This window comes from Kitasatospora sp. NPDC043949 (assembly GCF_056435365.1).
This window is the reverse complement of the sequence record NZ_JBWKEQ010000011.1, coordinates 14,728-26,349: the sequence shown is the minus strand read 5'-3', so window position 1 is coordinate 26,349 and position 11,622 is coordinate 14,728. Positions and strand designations below refer to the sequence as shown.

Sequence of the window (11,622 nt, the reverse complement as noted above, 5' to 3'; positions counted from 1 at the left end):
AGCCCATGACCCCGTCCGCCGACGACCGCACCCCCGCCGAGGCCGGCCACCCCTCCGCCCGGCTCCTCGTGGTCGACGACGAACCCGCCCTCCGGGACGCCCTGGAGAGCAGCCTCGCCTTCGAGGGCTACGAGGTCGCCACCGCCACCGACGGCTACGAGGCCCTGGAATCCGTCGAACGCGACCGGCCCGACCTCGTCCTGCTGGACATCATGATGCCCCGGATGGACGGCCTCACCGCCGTCCGCCGGATGCGCTCCCGCGGCGACACCGTCCCCGTCCTGATGCTCACCGCCCGCGACGCCGTCGGCGACCGCGTCACCGGCCTGGACGTCGGCGCCGACGACTACCTCGCCAAGCCCTTCGAGCTCGACGAACTGCTCGCCCGCGTCCGCGCCCTGCTGCGCCGCAACGCCCTCGCCACCGAGGCCGCCGCCCGCGCCGCCGCCGAGGACGAGAGCGAGGTGCTGGCCTTCGGCGACCTGCGGATGAACACCGCCACCCGCGAGGTCACCCGCGCAGGCAAGCCCGTCGAACTCACCCGCACCGAGTTCATGCTGCTGGAGATGTTCCTCTCCCACCCCCGCCAGGTCCTCACCCGCGAACAGATCCTCAAGGCCGTCTGGGGCTTCGACTTCGAACCCTCCTCCAACTCCCTGGACGTCTACGTGATGTACCTGCGCCGCAAGACCGAGCAGGGCGGCATGCCCCGCCTCATCCAGACCGTACGCGGCGTCGGCTACGCCCTGCGCCCGGCCGCCGGCGCCACCACGTGACCTCCCCCACGCCCTACCCGCCCCCGCCACTGGCTCCACCCGGCGTCCCCCGCCGCCGGCGCCTCACCCACTGGCTCCGCTCCCGCTCCCTCCGCAGCCGCCTCACCTTCCTGAGCGCGGCCGCGGTCGCGGTGGCCATCGCCCTGTCGGCGCTGGCCTGCTGGTTCATCGTGGAGAAGCAGCTGTACGACCAGGTCCGGGCGGACCTGGCGGGTGCTCCCGCAGCACCGATCGGGAAGTACCCCCTGACCTGCTACGCCACCCCGGAAGCCGCGCTGGAGAACCAGCGCGGCGTCGGCATCCCGGACATCAGCGGGGCCGTCCCCCGGGACACCCAGTTCCTCCGGGCCGGGGGCGTCTGCCTGCCCCCCGGGGCGACCAAGGCCATCGCGACCACGTCGGAGGACGCCGCCGGATTCCGGCTCAAGCCGGGCCAGTCGATCATCCGGGACGGCAGGTACACCAACGGTGACCCCGCGATCGTCCGGCTGACCCTCAACCACAGCTTCCAGGTGCCCGTCGTCGTCATGGTCGCGACCCCCTCCCAGCCCATCGAGGACTCCCTCCAGCGGCTCGCCCTCCTCCTCGGCGGCGTGGCCCTCGGCGGGATCATCCTCGCCGCCATCGCCGGCCGCGTGGTCGCCCGGTCCGCGCTCAAGCCCGTCGACCAACTCACCGACGCCGTCGAGCACATCGCCCGCACCGAGGAGGTCGGCACCACCATCCCCGTCCAGGGGGACGACGAGATCGCCCGGCTCTCCACCTCCTTCAACTCGATGAGCACCGCCCTCGCCAACTCCCGCGAGCGGCAGACCCGGCTGATCGCCGACGCCGGGCACGAGCTGCGCACCCCGCTCACCTCGCTGCGCACCAACGTCGACCTGCTGATCCGCAGCAACGACACGGGCCGCCCGCTGCCCGCCGCGACCAAGACCAAGCTGCTGGGCAACATGAAGGCGCAGATGCAGGAGCTCACCGTCCTGATCGGGGACCTGCTCCAGCTGTCCCGCCCGGACTCCCCCAAGCCGGTCCACAACCCCACCGTGGTGGCCCTGCACGAGATCGCCGGACGGGCGGTCGAGCGGGCGAAGCTGCGCGGCCCGGGGCTGGTCTTCGAGACCGCGACCGACCCCTGGTTCGTGCACGGCGACGCCCCCGGGCTCGAACGCGCGGTGATCAACCTGCTGGACAACGCGGTCAAGTACAGCCCACCCGGCGGCACCATCGAAGTCCGGCTCCAGCAGGGCGTGTTGACCGTCCGCGACCACGGCCCCGGCATTCCGCCGGAGGAACTGCAGTACGTGTTCGACCGGTTCTGGCGTTCGCCGTCCTCGCGGCAGCTGCCCGGCTCCGGCCTGGGCCTGTCGATCGTCGCGCAGAGCGTCCGGGAGGCGGGCGGCGAGGTGTCGCTGGGCCCGGCCGGGGACGGCGGCCCGGGCGCGCTGGCAACCGTCCGGCTGCCCGGCGGCCCCACCCCCGAATAGGGCGGGACCGGCGGACAACGCAGGACGGGCGGGGCGCCCCGACAGCGCCCCGCCCGTCCCGTACCGGCTCACGGTCAGTCGATGTCGACGCCCGGGCCGATGACCTTGATCCGGTCCTGCGCCGGGGCCTTCAGCGGCGAGGCCGCCGAGCTGTGGGCGCCCAGGTAGGCCGCGAAGACGTCCAGGTCGGAGGCGCCGACGAGCTTGTCGGTGCCGGCCGCGAAGGCCGGGAAGCCGTCGCCGCCGCCGGCCAGGAACTCGTTGGCCGCGACCCGGTACTTGGCGGCCGGGTCGATCGGAGCGCCGTTCAGCCGGATCGAGTCGACGACCACCCGGTCCGCGCCGGTCTTGCGCATGTCCAGGGTGTAGCGCAGGCCCGAGGACGCCTGGAGGATCTTCGGCGCGGCCTCGTTGGAGCCGCTGACCTGCTGCTGGAGCAGCTGCACCAGCTGGGCGCCGGTCAGTGTCTTGACCTGCATCATGTTGGTGAACGGCTGGACGGTGAACGCCTCGCCGTAGGTCACCACGCCGTCGCCCTCGGCGCCGGAGGCCTTGTAGACCAGGTCGGCGCGGATGCCGCCGGGGTTCATGAAGGCGATCTGCGCCCCGCCCTTGGCGGCCGGGGCGAGCCCCTCCACCTGCGCGTCGGCGATCAGGTCGCCGAGCGGCTTCTCCAGGTCGCTGTTGCCGCGGCCGTTGATGTCCGAGGCGATGTAGCCGATCGGCCGGTTGGCGATCGGGGCGGCCAGCTTGGAGTAGTGGTCGACCAGCGCCGTCATGTCGGGCGCCTTCTCGACGGTGCGGCGCACCACGTGGTTCTCGGCCTTGACCGTCGGGCGCACGATCTCGCCGGTGGTCTTGTCCAGCTTCATGTCGATCTCGGTGTACAGCCGGCCGAAGGAGGCGGCGCTGGTGACCGAGCGCGGGACGCCGTTGGGGTCGGGGATGGTGCAGGCGTACGCGTTGTGGGTGTGGCCGGTGACGATGGCGCCGATCGACGGGTCGAGCTTCTTGGAGATGTCGACGATCGGACCGGAGATGCCCTGGCCGGCCGGGCCGCAGTCGTAGTTGTAGACGCTGCTGGCCGGGTAGCCGCCCTCGTGGATCAGCGCGACGATCGAGTTGACGCCCTTGGCCTTGAGCTCGGCGGCGTACTTGTTGATCGTGGTGACCTCGTTGGCGAACTTCAGGCCCTTGACGCCCTCGGCGGTCACGATGTTCGGCGTGCCCTCCAGGGTGACGCCGATGAAGCCGACCTTCACGCCCTGGGACTTGGTCACCCAGTAGGGGGCCAGCAGCGGCTTGCCGGTCTTCTCGTCGGTGACGTTGGCCGACAGGTAGTTGAAGTTGGCGCCCTTGAACGTGCGGCCGGGCTCGTAGCAGCCGTCGACCGGGTGGCAGCCGCCGTCCTGCATGCGCCGCAGTTCCTGCGCGCCCTCGTCGAACTCGTGGTTGCCGACCGAGGTGACGTCCAGGCCGAGCTTGTCCATCGCCTCGATGGTCGGCTCGTCGTGGAAGAGCGCCGAGGTGAGCGGGCTGGCGCCGATGATGTCGCCGGCCGCGACGGTGATCGAGTCGTCGGCCGGGATCCGCGCCTTGCGCAGCTCGGTGGCCAGGTACTCGATGCCACCGGCCGGGGTCGAGACCTCCTTGCCGGTGGCCGGGTCGATCTCCCGGATGGTGCCGGACGAGCCGGCCGGGGGCTCCAGGTTGCCGTGGAAGTCGTTGATCGCCAGCAGTTGGAGGTTGACGGTCTTGTGACGCTTGGCGTTGGCGTCGGCGGCCTGCGCGGCCGTCGGCACGGCCACCGTGCCGAACAGACCTGCGGCGGCGACGACGGCGAGCGCCGCGCGTCGGGATCTGACGGTGAGCATGAGGGTCCCCTGCACCTTGGAGGAGCGCCCGCTGTGGACTGGACCGGGCGTCTGAGCGATGTGTTGCGCCTGTGAAGCCTAGAGTCAACGCGCGTAGCTGTCAGGATGTCGAACGTAACGAGAGGATTACCTCCTGACGAACCGTCGCCGTCCGACCAGGGCCGCTGCCCCCGTCCGAGCCTCCCGGCGCCGCCTGTCCGAGCCTCCCGGCGCCGCCCGGCAGAGCCGCCCGGACCCCCGCCGGCCGCTCAGACTCCCGGCTCGGCCGCCAACTGCCGCTCGGCCCGGTCCCGTTCGGCCACCGCGTCCTCGGTCATCGCGCGGTCGGTGTACACCAGCGGCCGCTCGGCCTCGGTGATGATGTGCTTGACCACCTGGACGTTGCCGTTGACGTCCCAGACCGCGATGCCCGGCGACAGGGTGGGGATGATCTCCACCGCCCAGCGCGGCAGGCCCAGCACCCGGCCCGTGGCCCGCGCCTCCTCCGCCTTCTGCATGTAGATCGTCCGGGTGGAGGCCATCTTCAGGATCGCCGACGCCTCCTTGGCCGCCGCGCCGTCCACCACGTCCGACAGGTGGTGCACCACCGCGACGAAGGAGAGCCCGAGCCGGCGGCCGAACTTCAGCAGCCGCTGGAACAGCTGCGCCACGAAGGGGCTGTTGATGATGTGCCAGGCCTCCTCGACCAGGAAGATGCGCTTCTTCCGGTCCGGCCGGATCCAGGTGTGCTCCAGCCACACGCCGACGATCGCCATCAGGATCGGCATCGCGATCGAGTTTCGGTCGATGTGCGAGAGGTCGAAGACGATCAGCGGCGCGTCCAGGTCGATGCCGTCGGTGGTCGACCCGTCGAACATGCCGCGCAGGTCGCCGTCGACCAGCCGGTCCAGCACCAGCGCCACGTCCAGGCCCCAGGACTGCACCTCGTCCACCGCCACGCCCAGCGACTCCACCGAGGACAGCTCGGGGCTGCGCAGGGTGTCGATGATGTCGTCGAGCACCGGCTGGCGGTCCGTCACCGTCGCCACCACATGGGCGTGCGCGGCCTTCAGCGCGAACCCGGCCCGCTCCTCCAGACCCCGCCCCATCGCCACCTCGACGATGGTGCGCAGCAGCGACAGCTGGCCGGTCTGGGTGATCGCCGGGTCCAGCGGGTTGAGCTTCACCCCGCCGTCCCGGGCGGCCATCGGGTCGAGCCGGATCGACTTTATGCCCAGCGCGTTGGCGATCAGGTTCCACTCGCCGACGCCGTCCTCGCCCTGCGCGTCGAGCACCACGACCTGCCGGTCGCGGAACCTCAACTGCCGCAGCACGTACGTCTTCTCCAGCGCCGACTTGCCGTTGCCGGACTCGCCGAGCACCAGCCAGTGCGGGGCCGGCAGCTGCTGCCCGTACAGCTGGAAGGGGTCGTAGACGTACCCCTTGCCGCTGTACACCTCACGGCCGATGATCACGCCCGAGTCGCCCAGCCCCGGCGCGGCGGTGGGCAGGTAGACCGCCTGCGCCTGGCCGGTGGAGGTGCGCACCGGCAGCCGGGTGGTCTCCACCTTGCCGAACATCAGGCTGGTGAACGCCTCGGAGAGGTTGCCGAGCGCCATGTACGGCCTCCTGGTCTGGTCGACGGGCGGTGGTGGAGCGGTGCGAACCGGGTGTCAGCGGCGGATGCCGGTCGCGAACGGCAGGGTGTTGACGAAGGCCCGGTGGTGCTCGCGGTCGCACCACTCCAGCTTGAGGTAGCTCTTGCCGGCCGAGGCCCGGATGGTGCGCTTGTCCCGGGCCAGCGCGTCGGGGTTGCGCGAGGACACCGTGATGTAGCCGACCAGGTTCACGCCGGCCGCGCCGGAGGCCAGGTCGTCGCCGCGCTGGTCCACCCGGCCGGTGTGGGCCAGGTCGCGCGGGTCGACCGTCCGGTTCATCTTGGCCGCGCGGCTGGCCTCCGCCTCGTCGTTGGTCTTCTCGGTCAGCATCCGCTCGATCGCGACGTCGGTGGGCTCCAGGTCCATCGTCACCGCGACCGTCCGGATCACGTCCGGGGTGTGCACCAGCAGCGGCGCCAGGAAGTTGACCCCCACCGGGGTCAGCGGCCACTCCTTGATCCACGCGGTGGCGTGGCACCACGGCTCCCGGGTCGCCGACTCGCGGGTCTTCGCCTCCAGGTACTGCGGGTTGGTCGCGTCCAGTTCGGCCGGCCAGGCGTTGCGCCGGGACATCGCCTGGATGTGGTCGATCGGGTGGTCCGGGTCGTACATCGAGTGCAGCAGCGAGGAGAGCCGGGCCTGCCCCAGCGGCTGGCGCACCCGGATGTCCGCCTCCGCCAGCCGGGCGCAGATGTCGGTGAGCTCGCGCGCCATCACGGCCGCCAGCCCCTCGTCGTCCCGGGCCCGCCGACCGGTCGCCGTACGGCCCATCGCGTGCGCCTCGGCCGCCAGGTCGCGGGTGTAGTGCATGCACGCGACCAGGTACGCCCGGTGCTGCTCCGAGGAGGTCGACACCATCGACTGCAACTGGTCGTACGAGTCCTGCAGCCAGCGCGGCGCGTCGTGGTCCCCGCGCCGCTCGACGTCCTTGGCGTGCGCGTCCGGGTCGGCCGGCAGCGTCCGGGCCAGGATCTGCAACCGGGTCACGAAGCCGTCCCCGTTCGCGACGTGCTTCAGCAGCGTGCCGAACCGGTCGACCAGCGCCTCCTGGTCCTCCGAGTCGCGCAGGCCGACACCCGGGCCCTCGATCTCGATCGCGGCCGTCACCGTCCGCCGCTCCAGGTGCATCAGCACCCCGACCTCGTCCGGCCCGAACGGCGCGGTCAGCCAGCGCAGCCGCCCCACCCCGGGAGGCGGGCCGACCTCCACCTCGCGGCCGTCCATCCGGGTCCCGGCGTCCATCACATCCGAGCGCCACACCGACCGGCCGCTCCGCACCGTCCGGCGGTAGGTGCGGTTGATCTCCGCCCACTTGTAGAACGTCCGCCTGCGGTACGGCACGTACACCGCCGCGATGGCCACCATCGGCAGGCCGATCAGGCCGCCGATCCGCAGCGGCAGGATCGGCATCAGCAGGCCCCAGAGCATGCCGAGGAACGCCCCGAAGATGATCAGGACGATCTCGCCGGACTCCCGGTTGCGGCCGATCGGCGCGTTCGGGCGGGCCTTGCCGATCAGGTAGGTGCGGCGCTGGTGCACGTACGGCTGGGCGTACTGGGCTCCGTACTGGCCGAGCGGTTCACTGCTCACTTACCCGTCACCCTCCCTTCGCTGAGTTGCTGTCGCGGATCGGAACCGAGGTCTGCGGCGGCCCGGCCTGCGGTGGTGGCGCCGGCGTCCGCCCGGCGTGCGCGGCGATGCCCGGCGCGACGGAACCGCCGCCCGCACCCCCGCCGCCGCCACCCGCACCGACCGGCCCGCGGTCACCGTGGGTGGTGATGCCCTGCTTCATCAGGTTCGCGGTGCCGTTGATCATCGCCGATCCGGCCGACACCGCGCTCGCCCGGGCATGGCGCATGTTCATGATCTCGTCGCCGAAGCCCGGCACGAAGCGGTACACCGCGGCACTCGCGAAGATCGACAGGAACAGGATCGCCAGCCCCGACAGCACCCGCGCGAAGTCGTCGCTGGCCCCGGCACCCGTCGCCACCGCACCCGCCAGGCCCAGGATGACCACGATGATCGGCTTCGCCAGGTCCACCGCCACCATCACCCCCGCCCACCGGCGCACGTGCTTCCACAGCTGCTTGTCCACCAACCCCGCGTACACCGCCGTACCCAGCAGCGCGCCCACGTACAGCATCGCCGCCCGGATCAACAGCTCGATCCAGAGCACCGCCGCCGCCAGCACCGCCACCAGCGACACGATGATCAGGATCAGCGGGCCGCCGCCCATGTCACCCTTCTCCAGGGTGTCGGCGAACGCGCCCAGGTACGACCCGGTGTCCGACTTCGTCCCCACCGCGATCGCCTTGGTCAGCCCGTCCGTCACGCTCACCACGGTGTAGAGGATCAGCGGCGTGAACGCGGACGCCACGACGGTCAGCCACAGGAAGCCGATCGCCTCCGTGAACGCCGTCGCCAACGGCGCCCCCCGCACCGCCCGCTTCGTCACCGCCAGCAGCCACAGCACCAGCGTGATCACCGTCGACACGGCGAACACCACCGCGTACTGCTGCAGGAACGACGCATTGGTGAAGTCCACCTGCGTCGTCCCGTCGATCGCGCTCGACAGCTTCCGCACCACCCAAGCCGCCGCCTGGGCACACCCCTTGGCCAACGACCCCAACGGATCGGTCACACTCCCGACGGTCCCACTGCCCGGGATGACGACCGCGCCATTCGGGGCGCAGCCCGCGTCGCTGCCCGGGATCGGCAGATCGACCTTCTGGCACGTGGGGGTGGCGGACGGCGTGGCCGTCGGTGACGGCTCGGCGAACACCCGCTGGGCCGCCAGCAGCGCCGCGACCTGCAAGGCGGCGAACGCCCCCGCCAGCGTGCCCGCTCGGCGTCCGGTGGAACGGTGTGAGGTCTGGTCAACGGGCATAGCGGAACCCCCCGAACTGCTGGACGGCGCCGGTGATCTCGTCGGCGGTGGCGGCCTGCTGGTCCCCCGGCATCGGCGCGGGACCCTGCTTGCTGGTGAAGTCGGTGAGCTTCCAGTCGCTGCCCGTCCAGTGGAGCGAGAGCGTGAGGGTGAACCAGTTCGTCGTCACGGGCTGGACCGAGTGTTCGCCTGCGAGGCCGGTGAGGCCGGTGCACCAGACCTCGACCTTGGCGTCGCCGTCGCTGTAGCCGGTCGACTTGGCCCCGACCGGGACGGTGCGGCTGACGAACGTGAGGCCCTTGGGCGCGCGGCCCTGGGCGTCGAGGCCGTAACGGGCGGCGGTGTCACCGCCGAACCCCTGGTCCAGGCGGCTCTGCAGGCCGGAGACCGCGCCCGGGTCGGCGATGGTGGCGACGATGGCGTGGCGGCTGTCGGCGTGGAACATGTCGGCGGAGCCGATCGCCACCGCGTAGTTGGCGGCGGCGGACTGGGCGCCCTGGTCGGTGTGCGGGTAGCCGGATCCGATGCCGTTGGTGGTGGTGCCGACGGGCTGGTCGCCGCTGGGGGCGGGGCCGGCGCCGGCGGGCGCGGTGGGGGCGGCGTGGTCGGCGGAGCGGCCGGTGCTGCCGGGGTCGGGTTTGTCGCGGTTGGCGATGGCGATGGCCACGACGAGCAGGGTGACGACGACGAGGACGGTCAGCAGGGTGCGGAGCGGTCGGGCCTGACGCGGGGTCGGCTGGGAGGAGGGCTGTTCGCCGACCGGCAGCCGCGTACGGGTGTGCGGCTGGTCGTCGGACAACGGCACGGCGGCCCTCCTGGTGCGGGGAGCCGGGGGGCTCCGGGGGCCCTCCGCCGGGGGCGGGCGCGGACGGAGGGTGGGAACGGGGGGTGGACTGCTGGCGGGTGGGCTCGGGGCGGTCCGGACGGGGACCTGGCCCCGGGGCGGGCGGGCGGGCCTGACTACTGCTGTCCGATCGTCAGATCGCCATGCCGTAGACAATGGTGAACAGCGTGCCGAGTGATCCAATGATGAACACGCCGGTCAGACCGGCGACGATCAGCCCCTTGCCCTGTTCGGCGCCGAAGCTGTCGCGCATCGCGGTCGCACCGATCCGCTGTTTGGCCGCCCCCCAGACGGCGATGCCGAGGCAGATGAGGATGGCGACGGCCATGATGACCTCGACCATCACCCTGGCCTCCGACCCGAGGGTCGCGAACGGGCCCCAGTCCGGGGCGATCCCGCCGATGATGGTGTCGATATTCGGCTTCTTTGGAGGGTCCTCGGCCAGGTGGCCGATCGCGTTCGTGTGCACGCTGCTCAGGTTCATTTCCATCTCACCGCCCGATCAGGCAAATTCAAGGGCCCTGACCCCGCCCGCGCGAAGGGTCGGTACCTATTCTTGGCCAGATCTGATGTCGACTTGGCTACTTCTCGCGGATTGGTCGTGAGGCACCGGGCACGTACGCGAGGATGTCCACCGTACGAAGGATAGCGCTCACTCTTTGTATCTCTGATGATTGCGGTGAGCAACGCCTTCCGGAACACTTCGACTGACGATTCGTCGGGATGGTGCTGATGGTACTCCGGAAGGCCGGTACGGCCGCCGCCGCTGCGGGAGTTGTGACGTTCGGGTTGCTCGGTTTGGTGACGGTGGGGACGTTCGCGGCGAGTGGGACGCCGCAGCAGTCGGCGAATCGCGCCGCACTCTCGCCGGGGACGGTCCCGGCGGCGTTCCAGGCGCCGATCCAGCAGTGGGGCGCGCTCTGCCCGGAGATCTCGCCGCCGATGCTCGCGGCACAGCTCTACCAGGAAAGCGGTTTCGATCCGAAGGCCCAATCGGGCGTCGGGGCACAGGGAATGGCGCAGTTCATGCCCGATACCTGGGCGGCGTACGGCACGGACGCCAATGGGGACGGCAAGAAGGACGTCTGGGACCCGCTGGACGCGATCGCCTCGGCGGCCACCTTCGACTGCGCGCTCGCGAAGGACGTCGCCAAGGTCCCGGGCGACCGGCAGGCCAACCTGCTGGCCGCCTACAACGCCGGCCCGTACGCGGTGACCAAGTACAACGGGGTGCCGCCGTACAAGGAGACCCAGGGCTATGTGAGGAACATTCAGGCGATGGCCCGCAGCTTCTCGGTGCCCACGGCGCCGGTGGAGGTGTCCGGGCAGTCGGCCGGGGCGATCTACTTCGCGCAGAGCAAGCTCGGGACGCCGTACCTGTGGGGCGGGGAGGGGCTGCCCTCGCAGAACGGGCGGTTCGACTGCTCGGGCCTGACCCAGGCGGCGTACGCCAGCGTGGGCATCACGCTGCCCCGGGTGGCGAACGACCAGTGGTACGCCGGGCCGCACCCGTCGCGCGACCAGCTGCGGCCGGGCGACCTGGTGTTCTGGGCGACGGACCTGAACGATCCTCGGAGCATCCACCACGTCGGGATCTACGTCGGCGGCGGTTACATGATCAACGCGCCGCACACCGGCGCGGTGATCCGCTACGACAAGATCGACACCAGGGAGTACATCGGCGCGACCCGGGTCACCTCGGACGGCGCCCAGGCGCTGCCGGCCCGCAACGCGGACGGCTCCGTGAGCGCCCCGAGCCGCCCGGGCTCGACGGCGCCGACCGGCCCGACCGCGGCGACCACCCCTTCGGCCCCGGTGGCCCCGGCAGCCCTGGTGAGCCCCAGCAGCGCCGCCACCCGGCCCGCCGCAGGACCGCCCGTGGCCGCCGCGCCGCCCGCCCCGACCGGCCCGGACCCCGCCGGGGCGGGGCGGCCGGCGGCGAAGAACTGAGCCGCCCGTGGCCCCGAGGTGTGAGTGCCCTGTGGACGCTGAGTCAAGTTTCCATAACCGCGCGTTTCCGTGGAACGCTGTGCCCCGGCGATGACGTTGGTCCCGATGGCCCACCGTCAGCTTCCCGCGCCGGGAAGGGCCCCGACCGGATCGAACAGCTGCAGCGGACC

General features: G+C 71.6%; 9 protein-coding genes. 3 read left to right on the top strand and 6 right to left on the bottom strand.

What is annotated here, in order from left to right:
* Positions 1-5 precede the first annotated feature (5 nt).
* The gene (locus tag AC07AL_RS11640) at positions 6-776 is read left to right on the top strand and encodes a response regulator transcription factor (RefSeq protein WP_363586554.1); all 771 of its coding nucleotides are present in this window, start codon (positions 6-8) and stop codon (positions 774-776) included.
* A complete protein-coding gene (locus AC07AL_RS11635) occupies positions 773-2,260 on the top strand; it encodes a sensor histidine kinase (protein WP_478317366.1) in 1,488 nt (495 codons plus the stop codon). Before AC07AL_RS11640 ends, AC07AL_RS11635 begins: the two co-directional genes overlap by 4 nt.
* 74 nt (positions 2,261-2,334) lie before the next feature.
* On the opposite strand, the gene AC07AL_RS11630 is transcribed toward AC07AL_RS11635, so the two are convergent.
* From AC07AL_RS11630 to AC07AL_RS11605, 6 genes are all read right to left on the bottom strand, one after another.
* Positions 2,335-4,134, bottom strand: coding sequence for a bifunctional metallophosphatase/5'-nucleotidase (locus AC07AL_RS11630; protein WP_363624999.1), 1,800 nt, complete (start codon positions 4,132-4,134; stop codon positions 2,335-2,337).
* 248 nt (positions 4,135-4,382) lie between these two features.
* On the bottom strand, positions 4,383-5,732 hold the full coding sequence (locus tag AC07AL_RS11625; RefSeq protein ID WP_363586551.1) for an ATP-binding protein: 1,350 nt from the start codon (positions 5,730-5,732) through the stop codon (positions 4,383-4,385).
* Positions 5,733-5,786: 54 nt separating this feature from the next.
* Positions 5,787-7,361, bottom strand: a complete 1,575-nt coding sequence (locus tag AC07AL_RS11620) for an SCO6880 family protein (protein WP_350885148.1) — start codon at positions 7,359-7,361, stop codon at positions 5,787-5,789.
* Positions 7,362-7,368: 7 nt separating this feature from the next.
* Positions 7,369-8,658, bottom strand: coding sequence for a hypothetical protein (locus tag AC07AL_RS11615; protein WP_400808940.1), 1,290 nt, complete (start codon positions 8,656-8,658; stop codon positions 7,369-7,371).
* On the bottom strand, positions 8,648-9,463 hold the full coding sequence (locus AC07AL_RS11610; protein ID WP_478317365.1) for a hypothetical protein: 816 nt from the start codon (positions 9,461-9,463) through the stop codon (positions 8,648-8,650). The genes AC07AL_RS11615 and AC07AL_RS11610 overlap by 11 nt, the downstream gene beginning before the upstream one ends.
* Before the next feature lie 172 nt (positions 9,464-9,635).
* Positions 9,636-9,986, bottom strand: coding sequence for a hypothetical protein (locus AC07AL_RS11605; RefSeq protein ID WP_350885142.1), 351 nt, complete (start codon positions 9,984-9,986; stop codon positions 9,636-9,638).
* 248 nt (positions 9,987-10,234) lie between these two features.
* On the opposite strand from AC07AL_RS11605, the gene AC07AL_RS11600 reads away from it, so the two are divergent.
* Entirely contained in the window at positions 10,235-11,452 is a 1,218-nt protein-coding gene (locus AC07AL_RS11600) for a C40 family peptidase (protein WP_478317364.1), read from the top strand.
* Positions 11,453-11,622 lie beyond the last annotated feature (170 nt).

Excerpts from the sequence above, each read along its gene's own strand:
- AC07AL_RS11605 (WP_350885142.1), bottom strand. The coding sequence starts at position 9,986 with ATGAACCTGAGCAGCGTGCACACGAACGCGATCGGCCACCTGGCCGAG.
- AC07AL_RS11640 (WP_363586554.1), top strand. The coding sequence starts at position 6 with ATGACCCCGTCCGCCGACGACCGCACCCCCGCCGAGGCCGGCCACCCC.
- AC07AL_RS11615 (WP_400808940.1), bottom strand. The coding sequence starts at position 8,658 with ATGCCCGTTGACCAGACCTCACACCGTTCCACCGGACGCCGAGCGGGC.
- AC07AL_RS11625 (WP_363586551.1), bottom strand. The coding sequence starts at position 5,732 with ATGGCGCTCGGCAACCTCTCCGAGGCGTTCACCAGCCTGATGTTCGGC.
- AC07AL_RS11600 (WP_478317364.1), top strand. The coding sequence starts at position 10,235 with ATGGTACTCCGGAAGGCCGGTACGGCCGCCGCCGCTGCGGGAGTTGTG.
- AC07AL_RS11630 (WP_363624999.1), bottom strand. The coding sequence starts at position 4,134 with ATGCTCACCGTCAGATCCCGACGCGCGGCGCTCGCCGTCGTCGCCGCC.